This is a genomic window from Nereida sp. NH-UV-3, from assembly GCF_042939535.1.
Taxonomy (GTDB): Bacteria; Pseudomonadota; Alphaproteobacteria; order Rhodobacterales; family Rhodobacteraceae; genus Nereida; species Nereida ignava.
Genome location: NZ_CP132157.1, coordinates 1,388,314 through 1,405,586 on the forward strand (window position 1 = coordinate 1,388,314; position 17,273 = coordinate 1,405,586).

A 17,273-nucleotide genomic window follows, 5' to 3' on the forward strand; every position below is an offset into this window, starting at 1 on the left:
CCAATGCATGTACTCGGCATTTCTGGAAGCCTGCGTAAAGAGGCCACCAACCGTAAACTCATTCGTGAAGCTGCCCGCATTGGCGGCGCTAGCACCTATGTCGAGGCTGATTTGAACCTGCCACTTTATGATGGTGATATAGAGGCCGCTGAGGGCATTCCTGCCTCGGTTCAGGTGCTCGCGGATCAGATCAAAGCAGCGGATGCAGTGGTCATTTCAACACCTGAGTATAACAAAGGCATCTCGGGTGTTTTGAAAAACGCATTGGACTGGGTAAGCCGTACTGAGGGCAGCGTATGGCAAGATAAGCCAGTTGCAATTTTGTCAGCTGCAGCAGGCCGCGCGGGCGGAGAGCGGGCCCAGTCAAACCTACGCCTCGCGATGAACCCGTTCATGGCCCACGTCATCAGCGGACCCGAAGTGATGCTTGCCAACAGTTCTGACGCGTTCGACGAAAACGGGCACCTGACCAACGAGCGTACAGTAGCAGGTATTGAGAAGCTGATGGCAAAGCTGCGCCCAAGCTAAATGGCGTTTGAAACCTCAATCAAATTGCCATCGGGATCACGTACATAAACCGATAGCAATTTGGTTTGCGCGCCTGTGCGCTCAACAGGACCATCAACAATTTCGACGTGGTGCTTTTCGAACCATTGCACCCATGTAGACACCGCCTGATCGCTTAAGAAACACAGATCAGCTGACCCTGACTTGGGGTTGTCTGCATGGGGTACAAACTCTGCGCCCGCTTGGTGCAGGTTGATCTTTTGCTCCCCAAACATCAGCGCCCAACGGGATGTGCCATCCGCCGCGTCAAACCGTACGGGCTGCATGCCCAACACGTCCTCGTAAAAACGAACAGTTTCAGCAACATCCGCGACTGTCAGAACAAGATGATCAAGTGCTTCAACACGCATTACAATAAGGCCTCCACCCGAAACGCATCTGGAATTTCATCAACGCCATCCAAAACAAGCGCGGCCATAGTTTCACCCACCCGGGGCGCCATGCCAAAGCCAATTTTGAACCCGCCGTTGGCAACATATACATCACCGTAAGCCCCCAGCATAGGCGCGCGCGATTTGGCACGGGGCCGCAAGCCAGCCCAGCGCTCAATCACCGATGCGTCAGCCAAGACAGGAAACAAAGACTTCGCACGCGCAATCACATCGTCCAATTGATCATCCACATCAGTGTGCTCATAAAGTCGCTCGGACGTGGAACCGATCGCTACGGTACCGTTCCAATGTGGCACAATATGAAGCCCGTCTGCAAAAAGTTGGGGCCGGTCAGAGGCATCAAAATCAAGCACCGCGGCCTGCCCTTTCACACCATTGCCCACAGGCTTGTCCAATTTCTCAGACATTTGCTGCAGACCACTGACCCCTGTTGCCAGCACAACTTTACCTTCATCCGGACCTTCGGGGGCAATCTGCCCGCCTAAGGCAACAACCGCTTTGGCCAACGCTTGGGTCGCCGCACGCGGATGGATGCGTGCCGTCAAAGTATCTTGGATCAGCAGCCCTGTAGGCGATTGTGGCACCCAATCACCCGCCGCTTCAACGACTTGCCATGTATATCCATCACCCCAAAGGTCTTGCGCTGACACAGCCCTTTCGCGGGCCAAATGCACTGCGCGCTCATCCAATAGGGGTTGCAAGCGGCCTGTGCGGGCGTAGCCAGTTTTCGCATCCGCCGTTCTCTCAACAAGCTGCCAAAAGCTTTCCGCCTCATGCAGGCTCTCGAACTGAAACTGCTTTTTGGAGTTCCATTTGTCCGGCGCATGGGGCGCTAGCGCACCAACAACACCGCCACTTGCACCCGCAGCGACGCCGTTGGGGTCAATCACACGCACCTTTGCGCCGCGCTTGGCACAGCAAAACGCCACGCTAAGCCCGAACACCCCCGCACCCCGAACTGTTACATCAAACGTTGCCAAATCTTTGCTCCTGCGCCACTGCTATCACATCTAGCTTAAGGTAACCCCATGGACCAGTCGCACGGCGATCTTGAATGGCAAGACGGCACACCAATCGCGCGCCGCTTTGATGATCCGTATTATTCGCTGCAAGACGGGCTTGCAGAAACCCGCTTTGTTTTTCACGACGGCAATCAGCTGACCAAACGCTTCGCTGACGGTTTTCACATTGCCGAACTCGGTTTTGGCACCGGTCTGTCGTTTCTGGCGACATGGGACGCATGGCGCAAATCAGCGTGCAAAGGTACGCTACACTTCACTTCCTTTGAGGCATTCCCTTTGTCGATCGAAGATACCCGTGCAGCACTTGCACCATTTACAGAGCTTGCCCCCCTTACAGAACATCTGCTGGAGTTTTTGGCTGGCAAAGCGCTTCCTTCTGACATTCAGTTGACCATCATAGAAGGCGACGCCCGTGAAACAGTTCCCAACTGGCAAGGGCAAGCGGATGCGTGGTTTCTGGACGGTTTTTCCCCCGCCAAAAACCCCGAGCTTTGGAGCGCTGATCTAATGACCGCAGTCGGCGACCACACAAAGCGCGGCGGTACATTCGCCACATACACCGCCGCAGGTCATGTGCGCCAAAAGCTGTTAGACGCTGGCTTTACTGTTGAGCGGATAAGCGGCTTTGGCCGGAAACGTCACATGAGCGTGGGGAAACGATGATCGACACCACCCGCACAGGCATCGCCATTATGGTGCTAGCACTCGCAATTTTTGCGATCCAAGACGGCATCTCACGGCACCTTGCAGGCACTTATAACGTGTGGATGGTGGTGATGATCCGCTACTGGGTCTTTGCGGCGTTTGTTCTGATGTTGGCCCTGCGCCGCGGCGGGATCAAAAAGGCAGCGCAAACAAATCAGCCTTGGTTACAGATTAGCCGTGGCCTGTTGCTGGCGCTTGAGGTTTGCGTTGGAATTTTCGCGTTTACGCTCATTGGTCTAATTGAGACGATTGTCATCTTTTCGGCCTTCCCGCTTATCGTGGCTGCCCTGTCAGGCCCAATGCTTGGCGAAGCTGTCGGGTGGCGCAGGTGGGTTGCCATTTTCGTCGGCTTCATCGGTATTCTTGTCATCCTGCAACCGGGCTTTGGTGTGTTTGCCCCTGCGGCGCTGCTAGCTCTTTTGTCTTCGGTTATGTTTGCCGTTTATTCCCTTCTGACCCGCCTTGTCGCTAAACAAGACAGTGCGGAGACCAGTATCTTTTACACAGGCGTTTTTGGGGCATTGATCACCACAGCGATTGGAATTTGGTTCATTGAGCCAATGTCCCCAAGTGATATGCTTTGGATGGGCACATTAAGCCTGACCAGCCTTGTTGGGCATGCGCTCTTGATCAAGGCCTATACATTGGCCGAAGCCAGTGCTTTGGCCCCGTTTAACTTTTTGCACATGGTCTTCGTAACGGGTATCGGCATCACCATTTTCGGCGAAGTTCTCGAGATGAACGTTGTGATTGGTAGCATCATTATTGTGGGCGCAGGGCTGTTCACAATCTTCCGGTCAAAGCGCGCAAACCAAGAGCCCCTCTAGACATCATCACACATCCTTGGCATTCACGCGGGATACACCAACGGCGCGCATCTGCGCCCTTCAACCAATAGGAGCGTGTTATGTTCAAAGGGTCTCTTCCCGCACTCATCACGCCGTTTCAGAACGGCCAAGTGGATCTTGCCGCGCTGAAAAAGCTGGTTGATTGGCATTTGGACAACGGCACACACGGGTTTGTACCCGTCGGCACAACAGGCGAGTCACCTACTCTGAGCCACTCTGAGCATGATTTGGTTGTGCAGACCGTCATTGACCACACAGCCGGTCGCGCGCCCGTTATTGCAGGTGCGGGTAGCAACAACACATCCGAGACCGTGCGCCTTGTGCAAGCCGCCAAGGGTGCCGGAGCAAATGCGGCGCTGGTCGTGACGCCATATTACAACAAACCCACACAACGCGGTCTGATCGCGCACTTCACTGCTGCTGCGGACTGCGGTTTGCCAATCATCATTTATAACATCCCTGGTCGCTCTGTTGTGGACATGAGCCCCGAAACGATGGGTGAGCTGGCCAAGCATGAGATGATTGTCGGCGTAAAAGATGCGACAGGTGATTTGTCGCGCGTACCTTTGACCCGCATGACATGCGATACTGATTTTGTGCAACTTTCCGGCGAGGACGCTACAGCCCTCGGGTTTAACGCACATGGCGGCGTTGGCTGCATTTCGGTAACTGCAAACGTTGCACCAAAACTGTGCGCAGACTTCCAGAACGCGACTTTGCGGGGCGATTACGCAACAGCTCTAGAGCAGCTTGATGTGCTTATGCCGCTTCACAAGGCGATCTTCATGGAACCAGGCACCTGTGGCGCAAAATACGGCATGTCATTGCTGGGGCTGTGCACGGAAGAAGTACGCTCACCACTGATTGAACTGAGCCAAGGGACAAAAGACGCCATTAAATCTGCGATGGAATTTGCAGGGCTGCTCTAAGCGTCACCTAACAACACGTTTGAAAGGGCCGCTTCCAGTTTTGGAGGCGGCCTTTTTATTTTGACCAAGTTCTGCATTCAAACTGCGGCAGAATGGCTTTCGCCGACAGACGTAAAATCATCAATTCGTTTGGCGATGATACGGACCAACGCATAGGCCTGATGCCGCAACGTTAAGCCCTCCTTACCAATGAACAGCAGGTCCTGAAATTCGTTCATCAGGCTGACAACCGTTTGACGGATCACAGTCGCTTGATCCGGAAAAGCAGCCATCAGCTTTTTATCATCAATCGCAAAACGGCACATTAGGTCCTCAACCATTTGCGCGACCAGCAGATCATGGTCAGACATCACGTAGCCTTTGTGACCAGCAAAGCCGGTGTCAGCTATTCTCTCTTGGTAGGCAGAAGTTGACGGCGCGTTTTGAATGAACCCCTCGCGAAATTTCGAAATGGCTGAAGCGCCAAACCCGATCAAAGTGTCCGCAGTATCATCTGTGTAGCCCTGAAAGTTACGGCGAAGTTGACTGCGCGCATCGGCGTCAAAAAGGCTATCGGTCGCAAGGGCAAAGTGATCAATTCCAATCATACCGTAGCCCGCATCAACAAAACGGCGCTGTGCAATCTCGGCCAGCTCAAATCGGGTAATTGGCTTTGGCAAATCCGCTTCATTGATCATCACTTGCCGCTTCGACATCCAAGGCACATGCGCATAGCCATAAATAGCCAGCCTATCGGGACGCATTTTCAACACATCGTCGATCGTCGCATGAAAGCTCTGATGCGTTTGTGTGGGCAATCCATAGAGCAAGTCCATGTTAATGCTCGGTACGCCCGCAGCCCGCAGATGTGTCACCACGCGTGCGGTTTGTTCAAAAGTCTGGGGCCGGCCAATGGCGTCTTGTACGTGCTCGGCAAAGTCCTGCACGCCGATACTGGCGCGGTTAAGGCCAAATTCGACCAGCGTATCCAGCAATTCAGTTGATGCCTCGGTAGGATCAATCTCTACGGAAAACTCATGTGTTTCCATACACTCAAACGCGCCAAAAATACTACCAAGCAAATCGCGCATAGTATCTGCAGACAGGATAGTTGGCGTCCCGCCCCCAAGGTGAAGACGTGCCATCTTCACACCCTTCGGTAACTTCGAGCGCACCTTTGTGATCTCGGCTTTCAGCACCTCTACATAGGCATCAACGGGGCGCAGCGTTTTTGTCCCTTGGGTTCGGCATGCACAAAACCAACACAGCCTTTTGCAGAATGGGATGTGGACATAAACAGAAATTTCCGCCCCATCTGGAACTGCGCGCAACCAACTATCTTGATGCCGAGGCCCAACGCCGTTTTCAAAATGATTGGCTGGGGGGTAGCTTGTGTAGCGCGGAACTTTCGCGTCAAACAGCCCATATTTATTGAGAAGTGCTATCTTTTCCATGTGATTTGGTATTAAATACCGTCAGCCAACAGTCCTTGATATAGATCAACCGTAATGAAGTTTTCTGTCGATAACGCAGTAAGATGTAGTGAATGCCCGATCCGCCATCGCGCCGTATGTGCAAAATGCGATACGGATGAGCTTTTGACGCTTGAAGGCATGAAATCCTACCGCACTTTCAAAGCGGGTGAGACTATTTTGTGGCGTGGTGAGAAGCTGGAGTATGTTGCATCTCTGGTGCAAGGCGTCGCATCTCTTTCAAAGACATTAGAAGACGGTCGCACCCAAATGGTGGGTCTTTTGCTGGCGTCGGATTTCATTGGCAGACCCGGACGCGACGAGATTGAATTTGATGTCACAGCGACAACAGATGTCACTTTGTGTTGCTTCAACAAAGAGCCGTTTGAGCAACTGGTCGAGACAACGCCCCATGTAGCACAACGCCTTATGGAACTGGCACTTGATGAGCTGGACGTTGCCCGCGATTGGATGCTGTTGCTGGGTCGTAAAACCGCCCGTGAAAAAATCGCAACTTTTGTTGAGATGCTTGTCCGCCGCTCACAGCTTCCCGAAGACAACGGCACCGCCAGTGTATCGCTGCCAATGACTCGGGACCAAATTGCGAACTTTCTTGGCCTCACTCTTGAGACAGTCAGCCGTCAACTAAACAGCCTCAAGAAAGACGGCGTTCTCAGCTTTAATGACCGCAAACACCTTGTGGTCGAGGATCTATCCGCCTTGCACGAGGCAACTGGCGACGACTCTGACGGCGGAATTATTTTTTAAACATATTCCAAAAATTGCGGAGACTCTTGATGTAGATCAAGGACCGACCCCGCCGCATCTTCATAAAACGACCTCGCGAACAAAGGCATCACAAAGGTGCTTTGGAATTACGAGGGCGTTTCATGGATTACTTCAAAATCATAATCTTGGGCCTCATCACATTCATTGCCGCTGTTGCGGCAAGTAACGGCTATGATCTGGCGTATAAGCTGCATGCCGTGATCATCATGGTGGTGGCTTTTGGGATGCTTGTTTGGGTGCTACGCACATCAGACGAGCCACAGAAAATTGCACCGGAAGGCGCATATTTTGACGGGGTCATCCGTGCGGGCGTCATTGCCACGGCGTTTTGGGGCATTGCTGGCTTTTTGGTGGGCACGTTTATCGCCTTCCAGCTTGCTTTCCCTGCCCTAAACTTTGACTGGGGCCAGCCATTCACAAACTTTGGCCGCCTGCGCCCATTGCACACATCTGCCGTAATTTTCGCCTTTGGCGGTAACGCACTGATCGCCACGTCGTTGTATGTCGTGCAACGGACATCGGGCACACGGCTTTGGGGTGGCAACACCGCATGGTTTGTCTTTTGGGGCTATCAGTTGTTCATCGTGATGGCCGCAACCGGCTACCTTTTGGGTGGTACGCAAAGTAAAGAATACGCCGAGCCGGAATGGTATGTAGACCTGTGGTTGACCATCGTTTGGCTGACTTATCTGGCCGTATTCCTTGGAACAATTTTCAAGCGCCGCGAGAAGCACATCTATGTGGCCAACTGGTTTTTCCTAAGCTTCATCATCACTGTGGCGATGCTTCACGTGGTCAACAACCTGTCCATTCCTATCAGCATCTGGGGATCAAAGTCCGTCCAAGTCTTTTCGGGCGTACAAGACGCAATGACCCAGTGGTGGTACGGCCACAATGCCGTTGGCTTCTTCCTGACAGCGGGCTTCTTGGGCATGATGTACTACTTCGTCCCCAAACAAGCAGGCCGTCCGGTTTACAGCTATAAGCTTTCTATCATTCACTTCTGGGCACTGATCTTTTTGTACATCTGGGCAGGCCCGCACCACCTGCACTACACGGCGTTGCCAGACTGGGCATCGACCTTGGGCATGGTGTTCTCGATCATCCTTTGGATGCCCTCATGGGGCGGCATGATTAATGGTCTGATGACGCTTCAAGGGGCATGGGACAAACTTCGTACTGATCCAATTCTGCGTATGTTTGTGCTGTCACTGGGCTTTTACGGCATGTCCACATTCGAAGGACCGATGATGTCGATCCGCGCCGTGAACTCGCTCTCACATTACACAGACTGGACAATCGGTCACGTTCACTCTGGCGCACTTGGCTGGAACGGCATGATCACTTTTGCCTGTATCTACTTCCTCACTCCAAAACTTTGGGGCCGTCAGCAGATGTATTCCGTCAGCGCGATCAGCTGGCACTTCTGGTTGGCCACGTTGGGTATCGTTCTTTATGCCGCGTCAATGTGGGTCACTGGCATCATGGAAGGCCTGATGTGGCGCGAGGTCGATGACCAAGGGTTCCTCGTGAATTCCTTTGCAGACACAGTAAGCGCAAAGTTCCCAATGTATGTAGTCCGTGGTTTGGGCGGGGTTCTGTTCCTGGCCGGCGCATTGGTCATGGTCTGGAACATGTGGATGACCATCCGCGGGGCGAAACCCGCGGTGGCCAAGGTCCCCGGCGCACTCAATCTTTCACCCGCAGAATAAGGAGGTCGTTCAATGGCTTTTCTTGATAAACACGCAATCCTCGAGCGTTCTCCAACCCTGCTTTTGACAGCATCTCTTTTGGTGGTGACTGTCGGTGGCATGGTCGAAATTGCACCGCTCTTTTGGCTCGAAAACACAATTGAGGATGTAGAAGGCGTGCGCCCCTATACCCCGCTCGAACTGGCGGGTCGGGACATCTATATCCGCGAGGGGTGCTATACCTGCCACAGCCAAATGATCCGTCCGATGCGCGATGAAGTCGAACGCTATGGGCATTATTCACTGGCGGCCGAATCGCAATACGATCACCCGTTTCAGTGGGGGTCAAAACGCACCGGTCCTGATTTGGCACGTGTTGGTGGTAGATACTCAGATGCTTGGCATGTGGATCACCTCAAAGACCCGCAATCCGTTGTTCCCGAAAGCATCATGCCGAAATACGCCTTCTTGGCGTCGGCTGATCTTCAAACAAACCAGACCGAGGCAACCTTGCGAACCCACCGGTTTGTGGGAGTTCCCTACTCGGATCAGCAAATTGAGGCAGCAGTTGTCGATCTGCGTAATCAAGCTGACCCCGACAGTGACTATGACGGCCTAGAAGATCGCTATCCCGGTGTTGTGGTGTCGAACTTTGATGGTCAGCCAGAGTTGACCGAAATGGATGCTCTCATCGCATATCTCCAAGTCTTGGGCACCATGGTCGACTTCTCAACATTCACCCCTGACGCAAGCCGCTAATCAAAGGAGGTCCACAATGGATACCTATTCACTGCTCCGCCAAATTGCTGACAGCTGGGTTCTTTTGGCCATGTTTGTTTTCTTTATCGGGACAGGCATCTGGGCATTTTTGCCAAGCCAACGCAGCGCCCGCACAGAGGCAAGCATGATCCCGTTTCGCAACGATGACAGCGCCAAAACCTGCTCTGGGACATGTGCAACGTGCAAATGCAACGCCGCTGCTTTGAACGCGAAAGGACAATTCGATGTCTGATAAAAAAGTAGATGATGCGACCGGCGTTGAGACAACGGGCCACAGCTGGGACGGGATTTCAGAACTGAACAACCCGCTACCACGTTGGTGGCTTTGGACCCTTTATGCCACTATTATCTGGGGCATTGCATATACCATCGCCTATCCCGCGTGGCCCATGATCAGCGGCGCGACCGAAGGCATGCTTGGCTACTCAACGCGCGGCGAAGTCGCCACACAAATCGCCGAGCATGAGGCCAAGAACGAAGACCTTGTAGCTCAACTTGTTGCAGCTGATCTAGAGACCTTGCCCCCAAGTGATGACCTGCATCGCTATGCAGTGTCTCGGGGGGGTGCTGTCTTCCGCGCCAATTGTAGCCAGTGTCACGGCTCGGGTGCTGCGGGTGCAGTTGGCTATCCGAACCTTCTTGATGATGACTGGCTCTGGGGCGGCGACATCACAAACATCGCGGCAACGGTTGCCCACGGCATTCGAAACGAAACGGATGACGATGCGCGCTGGTCTGAGATGCCCGCCTTTGATGAAATCCTCGAGGACGCTGAAATTGCAGCAGTCGTTGAGCATGTGATCAGCCTCTCATCCCCGGATCACGATGCCAGCATTACAGATCAGGGAGCAGCGGTCTTTGAAGAGAACTGCTCGGCTTGCCACGGAGAAGCGGCACTAGGCAATCGCGACATTGGCGCACCAAATCTGGCTGATGCAATTTGGCTTTACGGCGGTGATCGTAGCGCCCTTGAACACTCGGTTCGCAACGCACGTTTTGGTCAGATGCCCGCATGGGGGCAACGTTTGTCTGAGGCCGATGTGCGCGCAGTTTCTGTCTATGTCCACGCCCTCGGCGGTGGCGAATAAGACGGATAGAAAGAGGTCTCCTCCCGATGGCCTCTTTCACACCCCGAAGCGGCCCTGTTCGCAAAACGCTGCCGCTTCGGGGCACATCCTTTACCCTCACAATTTTGCATATGTTTGACCCAGATCAAGGTCAGCTCACCCCTTCAGCGTCTATGTTCATCCTGCGAACAGGAACAAACACATGTCAGAAAACCTTCCCCTTTATGCCGCCCAAGAACCGGTTTTTCCCCGGCGCGTGTCAGGCAAATTCCGAAACCTTAAGTGGTGGATCATGGCCGTCACCTTGGGGATCTACTACCTGACGCCGTGGATACGCTGGGACCGTGGGCCAAGCCTGCCAGACCAAGCAGTGCTTATCGACATGGCGCACCGGCGGTTCTACTTCTTTTGGATCGAGATTTGGTCCCACGAGTTTTACTTTGTAGCAGGGCTGCTCATCATGGCCGGTCTGGGGTTGTTTTTGTTCACCTCGGCACTTGGTCGCGTGTGGTGCGGCTACACCTGCCCACAAACCGTGTGGACCGACCTGTTCATTCTAGTCGAGCGCTGGATTGAGGGCGACAGAAATGCCCGCGTTAGGCTCTATAATGCCAAGTGGACACTGAAAAAATGGCGTCTGCGCATCACCAAATGGATTGTCTGGCTTCTGATCGCAGTGGCAACAGGTGGCGCATGGGTGTTCTATTTTGCCGATGCGCCGACCCTGCTGAACCAGCTTGCAACGCTCTCGGCACATCCAGTTGCTTATGGGACGATCACGGTCCTGACTGCCACAACGTTTGTTTTTGGTGGTTTCATGCGCGAGCAGGTCTGCATCTACATGTGTCCATGGCCGCGCATTCAAGCCGCAATGATGGACCCCGATACCCTAACAATCGGCTACCGCGATTGGCGTGGTGAGCCGCGCGGCAAACAGCGCGTCGAAGGCGCCGGAGACTGCATTGATTGCATGGCCTGCGTCAATGTTTGTCCCATGGGAATTGATATTCGCGACGGCCAACAAATGGAATGTATCACCTGCGGGCTGTGTATTGATGCTTGTGATGACGTCATGGACAAAATCGGCAAGCCGCGCGGATTAATTGATTATCTGGCTCTATCAGATGAAACAGCAGAGCGCGCTGGCAATCCCCCCAAAGCAATTTGGAAGCACGTATTTCGCCCCAGAACCATACTCTACACGGCGCTTTGGTCTCTGATTGGTGTGGGTCTTGTGTACGCTTTGTTCGTGCGCACAGACATTGAATTAACCGTCAGCCCCGTGCGTAATCCGACATTCATCGTTCAGTCTGATGGGGCCATCCGCAACGTTTACGAAGTACGCCTGCGCAACAAATTAGGTGAGCCACGCCAGTTTCACCTAAGCCTTTCGAGCGATGAAATTCTACGCATTGACGTTGACGGAACTGATGGTCGCCTGACTTTTGATGTGCCCGCGAATGCCACACAGCTCAAACGTGTCTACCTGACTGCGCGCGCCACGGACCCTGCCGCACGTGCTGCAAACACGCCCGTCCGCATCTGGGTCGAGGACATCTCAAGCACCGAACGCGCCTACCGCGACACCACGTTTAACGGAAAGGTTTCACAATGACCCAAGTACGCCCAAACACACCCACGGCTTTCACGATCAAGGGCTGGCACGTCTTTGCCGTTTTCGCCACGGCCTTCGGGATTATCATCTCCGTCAACCTAACGCTGGCGTTCAACGCAGTGCGCACCTTCCCAGGTCTTGAGGTGAAAAACTCTTACGTTGCCAGTCAGTCCTTCAACCAAGACAGGGCAGCGCAACTTGCTTTGGGCTGGTCTGTCGCCGCCAAAGTACAAAACGACGAGTTAATCTTGACCATTGTGCAAGACGGTAACCCCATCGCACCGCGTATTGAACAAGCTATCTTTGGCCGCGCCACATCTGTTGCCGCAGATCAAACGCCGCAGTTCGTGCACGACGGCATGTCCTTTCGCGCCAAAGTGGTGGCGGGTGCGGGCAACTGGAACTTGCGCCTGAAGGCCCGCGCAGAAGACGGCACCCTATTTCAACAACGTATCATCGTAGAGACCCCGAAATGACAGCCGCCTGCCCTGCCTGCATCGGCGCAACGGGTCCCGCAGAATTTGCGGCAAGCAATGCACCTGATGCGATGCAATTTTCGTTGCCAACAATTCACTGTACCGCCTGTATCGGAAAGATTGAACGCGGGCTGGCCAGCCAAAACGGCGTGCAGTCCGTTCGTGTAAATCTGTCTCTAAAGCGCCTTACAGTAACTGGTCCGGTACAATCAGACGCCATCATATCTGCCGTAAAATCGCTCGGGTTTGAGATATATCCTCTGGATGCTGCGACACTTGCAAACACCACGGATAAAGCAGGCCGCAACCTGTTAATCCGTATGGCCGTCGCGGGCTTTGCCATGATGAATGTGATGCTCTTGTCCGTGGCTGTCTGGTCCGGTGCTTCTGACGCAACGCGCGATTTCTTCCACCTGATCTCGGCTGCGATCGCCCTGCCAACCGTCGCCTATTCCGCCCAACCGTTCTTTCAAAATGCTCTGAGTGCACTGCGTAAAGGTGGTTTGAACATGGACGTGCCAATCTCTCTAGCCATCATATTGGCTGCTGGAATGTCGCTGTTTGAAACCTTGAATGGTGGGGAACACGCCTACTTTGATGCAGCTGTGTCGCTGACCTTCTTTTTGCTAATTGGTCGCTATCTTGACCATCAAACACGCTCTGCGGCACGTTCTGCGGCCAAAGAACTGACTGCGCTTGAAAGTCATACGGCTGACCGTATTCGGAACGGTGTCGCGCAAACGGTGCAACTGTCAGAAGTGGCCATTGATGACATTATCGCTGTCCCCGCAGGCACCCGCGTCCCAGTAGACGGGGTTCTGTTGAGCGAAGCCGCATTGATGGATCGGTCGTTTCTGACAGGCGAAAGTGCGGCCGTGCCCTTGAACCAAGGATCAGAGATTCAAGCAGGTGAAGTGAACCTCGCAGGACCGCTACAAATTCGCGCAACCGCCGTTGGTGAAGACACAACTCTGCGCCGGATGGCAGAACTGGTGGAGTTGGCGGAGAGCGGGCGCAACGGCTATACCGCGCTGGCCGACCGGGCCGCCGCGATCTATGCACCGGCCGTCCACTTGTTGGCATTGCTCGCGTTTTTAGCATGGTGGGTCATCGGCGGCGACGTACGTCATGCCCTCAATATCGCGATTGCGGTGCTAATCATTACCTGCCCCTGCGCCCTTGGTTTAGCAGTTCCAGCAGTCACAACTGCCGCCATCAGCAGGCTCTTCAACTCGGGCTTTCTGGTCAAACACGCCACCGCCCTCGAACGACTGGCGGAGGTGAATTACGTTGTGTTCGACAAAACAGGGACTTTGACGAAACCCGCCGTCCACGTGCCAGAAAACCTTACCAAGTCAGAGCGCGCGGTCGCGCTTGGGTTGGCACAAGTCTCGCACCACCCGATGTCGCGTGCATTGGTTGAGCAATTGCAAACGCAATCTCCCGCCCCCTTGGAGGACATCACAGAAGTTGTCGGCCAAGGTGTTCAGGGGCGATATCTTGCTCAGGAGGTTCAACTTGGACGGGGTCAATGGCTTGGTGCGTCATTTTCGGGGTTGGGCATGCGCATCGGTGACGCAAGCCCAATTCAGTTTGAAGCACCCGAAACCCTGCGGACCGGTGTGCGTGAGGCGTTATCGGAATTGTGCTTGCCTGCAGAAGTTGTCACCGGCGACGCGACCGAGCCTGCGCACAGCTTTGCTAAACGGATCGGACTAAAGATCACTGCAAACGCGCGTCCCGCTGATAAGCTTGAGCGGATCAGCGCGCTGGAGGCGGAGGGTAAACGTGTTCTCATGGTTGGGGACGGGCTGAATGACACCGCCGCATTGGCGTCAGCACATGCATCGATCGCGCCGGCCTTGGCGCTTGAGGCATCGCGCAGCGCATCTGATGTGGTCATTTTGAAAGACAACTTTACCGCACTGCCCATGGTTTTGCGCGTTGCCAAGGCGACCCAAGACCTATCCAAACAGAACTTCGCTATTGCAGCGGCCTACAACATGATCGCAATTCCCATCGCGCTTGCAGGGGCGGCGACCCCCCTTGCGGCGGCGCTGGCAATGTCAGTTTCTTCCATTACAGTGTTGCTTAATTCGCAGCGCATGAGATCCGTCAAATGAACGTATTAGTTGTCCTCATTCCGATATCCCTAATCTTGGGTGGGCTCGGCCTTGCTGCTTTTTTATGGGCCGTGAAGTCTGACCAATTTGATGACGCCCAAGGCAACGCAGCCCGTATTTTACTTGATGATGAATGAGGCCCCGCGCCATGACGAACCTTGCCAAGCGGCATTGCTGCGCTTAGGTCTGCCCCATGGCCAAACCAAAGACAGACCCCAATTATAAAGTTATCGCCGAGAACCGCCGCGCGCGGTTTGATTATGCTATCGAGAGCGATCTTGAAGTTGGCATGATGTTGATGGGGTCCGAGGTGAAATCCCTTCGTACGGGGTCGGCCAACATTGCCGAAAGCTATGTGACTGTCGAAGACGGCGAGATGTGGATCGTGAACTCCTACATCAGCCTTTATGCCCAAGCAAAAACTTGGGGCCACATTGAGCGTCGCCGTCGCAAGCTTCTGGCGTCGCGCAAAGAAATTGCTCGGTTGTGGCAAGATGTAAGCCGTAAGGGCATGACGATTGTGCCGCTGGTTGTTTATTTCAATCACAAAGGGCTGGTCAAAATGAAGATCGGCCTCGCCAAAGGTAAGAAGAACCACGACAAGCGTGATACCTCTGCCAAGCGCGATTGGGGGCGTCAGAAACAACGCCTTTTGAAGCAAGGCAGCCAGTAACTTACCGTTTGAGAATTTACAGTTTACTTGGCGCATTCTTGCGTTATGTCGCTGCGCAGACTACCTGTGCCCCGCAACATCTGGAAAGCTGACCTCATGGAAAATGATATAAAATCACTCGTGTCCACTGATTGGCTCGCCGAGCACATCAAGGACCCTGATCTGCGCATTCTGGATGCATCTTGGTATCTGCCTGACGCGGGTCGTGACCCACGGGCTGAATTTGACGCAGCACATATCAAAGGCGCACGGTTCTTTGATATTGATGAAGTCGCTGATCTTCGTTCGGCACTGCCACACACCGTGCCACCAGTTGAGAAATTTATGTCCCGCATGCGCGCGATTGGCGTAGGCGACGGGCATCAGGTGGTGGTCTATGATGGCGCAGGCCTGTTTAGCGCAGCACGTGTTTGGTGGACCTTCCGCCTGATGGGTTTTGAAAACGTCGCTGTATTGGATGGCGGACTGCCTAAATGGCAAGCAGAGGGTCGCCCCGTTGACGCCAAGCCCGCGACAATTCGTGACCGCCACATGATAGTGAAACGCCAAGACCACCTCATTAAGGACGTCACCCAAGTTGCCCGTGCCGCCAAGCTGGAAGATCACACAATCATCGATGCGCGTCCCGCACCGCGGTTTGAGGGCACAGCCCCAGAACCCCGTGAAGGCATGCGCGCAGGCCACATTCCCAATTCGCAAAATGTGCCGTTCTCGACCCTGCTGAACGATGACAAAACTATGAAGACCAAAGCCCAGCTTCAGGCGATTTTTGACGCCGCTGGCGCAGATTTGTCCAAGCCGATTATTACCACGTGTGGCTCCGGTGTGACTGCGTGTGTTCTTGCGCTTGCTCTCTACCGGATCGGCAAAACCGACGCCGCCGTTTATGATGGCAGCTGGTCAGAGTGGGGCATGTACGGCGATCTTCCAATTGCAACAGGACCGGCAGATGCTTGAGAAGCTACAACCCCAAGCGGGCGACAAAATCCTCGCACTCATGGCGGCATACCGCGCTGATCCACGCGACACCAAAATTGATCTTGGCGTAGGGGTTTATAAGGACGCCACGGGACACACACCTATAATGCGGGCCATTAAATCAGCCGAGCACCGCCTTTGGGAGGAGCAAGACACCAAAACATACGTTGGGCTTGCCGGTGATCCAGAGTTCAGCACGGCTATGGCCCGTTTGGTTTTGGGAAATAGCACAAACCTTGATCACGTAGCGGCCGCCGCCACCCCCGGTGGTACGGGCGCCATCCGTCAGGGCTTTGAGTTAATCCACCATGCGAACCCCGATGCGACAGTCTGGATTTCAAACCCCACGTGGCCAAACCACCCCTCTATTCTTAGCTACCTTGGCATACCCACCAAAGAGTACCGCTACTTTGATGCGCAAACACGCGGAACAGATATTGAGGGCATGCTTGCCGATTTAACAGGCGCAAAAGCCGGTGACGTTGTTCTGCTGCATGGGTGCTGCCACAACCCGACCGGCGCGAACCTGACTGCACCTGAGTGGCAGCGCGTTATTGATTTGATGCAAGATCGTGGGCTAATCCCGTTTATCGATATCGCATATCAGGGCTTTGGTGACGGGCTTGAAGAAGACGCTGCAGCGACCCGCACAGTGGTTCAACAGATGCCGCAAACCCTGATTGCTGCAAGCTGTTCAAAGAACTTTGGCATCTACCGCGAGCGGACAGGTGTGCTGATGGCCATCAGCCAAGACGCCGCATTGAAAGAAACGGCTCAGGGCACGCTTGCGTTTTTGAACCGTCAGAACTTTAGTTTTCCACCGGATCATGGCGCACGACTGGTGACGATGATTTTGCAGGACGAAACGCTGCGCGCAGAATGGGCAAGTGAGCTTGAGGAGGTCCGCCTCAATATGCTGGGCCTACGGCAGCAGCTGGCTGATGAAATGAAACGTCTAACTAACTCGGACCGGTTTGATTTCATCGCAACGCACCGCGGGATGTTCAGCCGTATTGGTGCCACGGCAGAGCAAGTCGAAAAGCTGCGCCAAGATCACGGCATTTACATGGTTGGCGACAGCCGCGTGAATATTGCCGGACTAAGCGCGTCAACCGTCCCTGTACTGGCACGCGCGTTGGTTGAAGCAGGCGTATAAATAGAAAAGGC

General features: G+C 54.1%; 19 protein-coding genes. 16 read left to right on the plus strand and 3 right to left on the minus strand.

Annotated elements, in window-relative coordinates; translation table 11 throughout:
* The first annotated feature begins 3 nt into the window (after positions 1-3).
* Positions 4-528 (plus strand): NADPH-dependent FMN reductase, encoded by a 525-nt coding sequence (locus NeNHUV3_RS06900; RefSeq protein WP_391480556.1) that lies wholly within the window; start codon positions 4-6, stop codon positions 526-528.
* On the opposite strand, the gene NeNHUV3_RS06905 is transcribed toward NeNHUV3_RS06900, so the two are convergent.
* Positions 525-917: a VOC family protein gene (locus NeNHUV3_RS06905; protein WP_391480558.1), complete on the minus strand. Its 393-nt coding sequence runs from the start codon at positions 915-917 to the stop codon at positions 525-527. The genes NeNHUV3_RS06900 and NeNHUV3_RS06905 overlap by 4 nt on opposite strands.
* Positions 917-1,939 carry an NAD(P)/FAD-dependent oxidoreductase gene (locus NeNHUV3_RS06910; RefSeq protein ID WP_391480559.1) on the minus strand — a complete coding sequence of 341 codons (1,023 nt, stop codon included), beginning with the start codon at positions 1,937-1,939 and terminating at the stop codon, positions 917-919. The genes NeNHUV3_RS06905 and NeNHUV3_RS06910 overlap by 1 nt, the downstream gene beginning before the upstream one ends.
* 48 nt (positions 1,940-1,987) lie before the next feature.
* On the opposite strand from NeNHUV3_RS06910, the gene mnmD reads away from it, so the two are divergent.
* The 3 genes from mnmD (at position 1,988) to dapA (ending at position 4,463) form a co-directional block, all read left to right on the plus strand.
* A complete protein-coding gene (gene mnmD / locus NeNHUV3_RS06915; RefSeq protein ID WP_391480561.1) occupies positions 1,988-2,644 on the plus strand; it encodes a tRNA (5-methylaminomethyl-2-thiouridine)(34)-methyltransferase MnmD in 657 nt (218 codons plus the stop codon).
* Positions 2,641-3,513: a DMT family transporter gene (locus NeNHUV3_RS06920; protein WP_391480562.1), complete on the plus strand. Its 873-nt coding sequence runs from the start codon at positions 2,641-2,643 to the stop codon at positions 3,511-3,513. Before mnmD ends, NeNHUV3_RS06920 begins: the two co-directional genes overlap by 4 nt.
* Positions 3,514-3,593: 80 nt before the next feature.
* Complete coding sequence (gene dapA, locus NeNHUV3_RS06925; RefSeq protein WP_391480563.1) at positions 3,594-4,463, plus strand: 4-hydroxy-tetrahydrodipicolinate synthase; 870 nt, start codon at positions 3,594-3,596, stop codon at positions 4,461-4,463.
* A 77-nt stretch (positions 4,464-4,540) separates the two neighbouring features.
* Here the strand turns inward: dapA and hemN are convergent, their stop codons facing one another.
* Positions 4,541-5,896 carry an oxygen-independent coproporphyrinogen III oxidase gene (gene hemN / locus NeNHUV3_RS06930; protein ID WP_391480565.1) on the minus strand — a complete coding sequence of 452 codons (1,356 nt, stop codon included), beginning with the start codon at positions 5,894-5,896 and terminating at the stop codon, positions 4,541-4,543.
* Positions 5,897-5,950: 54 nt separating this feature from the next.
* Here hemN and fnrL point away from each other — a divergent pair, with 54 nt between their 5' ends.
* The 12 genes from fnrL (at position 5,951) to NeNHUV3_RS06990 (ending at position 17,262) form a co-directional block, all read left to right on the plus strand.
* Positions 5,951-6,682 (plus strand): transcriptional regulator FnrL, encoded by a 732-nt coding sequence (fnrL, locus tag NeNHUV3_RS06935; protein ID WP_341246152.1) that lies wholly within the window; start codon positions 5,951-5,953, stop codon positions 6,680-6,682.
* A gap of 122 nt (positions 6,683-6,804) precedes the next feature.
* Positions 6,805-8,415 carry a cytochrome-c oxidase, cbb3-type subunit I gene (ccoN, locus tag NeNHUV3_RS06940; RefSeq protein ID WP_391480567.1) on the plus strand — a complete coding sequence of 537 codons (1,611 nt, stop codon included), beginning with the start codon at positions 6,805-6,807 and terminating at the stop codon, positions 8,413-8,415.
* A 12-nt stretch (positions 8,416-8,427) separates the two neighbouring features.
* Positions 8,428-9,153 (plus strand): cytochrome-c oxidase, cbb3-type subunit II, encoded by a 726-nt coding sequence (gene ccoO, locus NeNHUV3_RS06945; RefSeq protein WP_341246153.1) that lies wholly within the window; start codon positions 8,428-8,430, stop codon positions 9,151-9,153.
* Between the two features lie 16 nt (positions 9,154-9,169).
* Positions 9,170-9,406 (plus strand): cbb3-type cytochrome c oxidase subunit 3, encoded by a 237-nt coding sequence (locus NeNHUV3_RS06950; protein ID WP_341246154.1) that lies wholly within the window; start codon positions 9,170-9,172, stop codon positions 9,404-9,406.
* Complete coding sequence (gene ccoP / locus NeNHUV3_RS06955) at positions 9,399-10,262, plus strand: cytochrome-c oxidase, cbb3-type subunit III (RefSeq protein ID WP_391480569.1); 864 nt, start codon at positions 9,399-9,401, stop codon at positions 10,260-10,262. The genes NeNHUV3_RS06950 and ccoP overlap by 8 nt, the downstream gene beginning before the upstream one ends.
* 181 nt (positions 10,263-10,443) lie before the next feature.
* Entirely contained in the window at positions 10,444-11,856 is a 1,413-nt protein-coding gene (gene ccoG, locus NeNHUV3_RS06960) for a cytochrome c oxidase accessory protein CcoG (RefSeq protein ID WP_391480571.1), read from the plus strand.
* Positions 11,853-12,332 (plus strand): FixH family protein, encoded by a 480-nt coding sequence (locus tag NeNHUV3_RS06965; RefSeq protein WP_391480572.1) that lies wholly within the window; start codon positions 11,853-11,855, stop codon positions 12,330-12,332. Before ccoG ends, NeNHUV3_RS06965 begins: the two co-directional genes overlap by 4 nt.
* Entirely contained in the window at positions 12,329-14,455 is a 2,127-nt protein-coding gene (locus NeNHUV3_RS06970; RefSeq protein WP_391480573.1) for a heavy metal translocating P-type ATPase, read from the plus strand. The genes NeNHUV3_RS06965 and NeNHUV3_RS06970 overlap by 4 nt, the downstream gene beginning before the upstream one ends.
* Positions 14,452-14,592, plus strand: a complete 141-nt coding sequence (gene ccoS / locus NeNHUV3_RS06975; RefSeq protein ID WP_048598412.1) for a cbb3-type cytochrome oxidase assembly protein CcoS — start codon at positions 14,452-14,454, stop codon at positions 14,590-14,592. The genes NeNHUV3_RS06970 and ccoS overlap by 4 nt, the downstream gene beginning before the upstream one ends.
* A 56-nt stretch (positions 14,593-14,648) precedes the next feature.
* The gene (gene smpB, locus NeNHUV3_RS06980) at positions 14,649-15,128 is read left to right on the plus strand and encodes an SsrA-binding protein SmpB (protein ID WP_048598413.1); all 480 of its coding nucleotides are present in this window, start codon (positions 14,649-14,651) and stop codon (positions 15,126-15,128) included.
* 96 nt (positions 15,129-15,224) lie between these two features.
* Positions 15,225-16,085, plus strand: coding sequence for a 3-mercaptopyruvate sulfurtransferase (sseA, locus tag NeNHUV3_RS06985; RefSeq protein WP_391480574.1), 861 nt, complete (start codon positions 15,225-15,227; stop codon positions 16,083-16,085).
* Positions 16,078-17,262 carry an aromatic amino acid transaminase gene (locus NeNHUV3_RS06990; protein ID WP_391480575.1) on the plus strand — a complete coding sequence of 395 codons (1,185 nt, stop codon included), beginning with the start codon at positions 16,078-16,080 and terminating at the stop codon, positions 17,260-17,262. Before sseA ends, NeNHUV3_RS06990 begins: the two co-directional genes overlap by 8 nt.
* Positions 17,263-17,273: the final 11 nt, after the last annotated feature.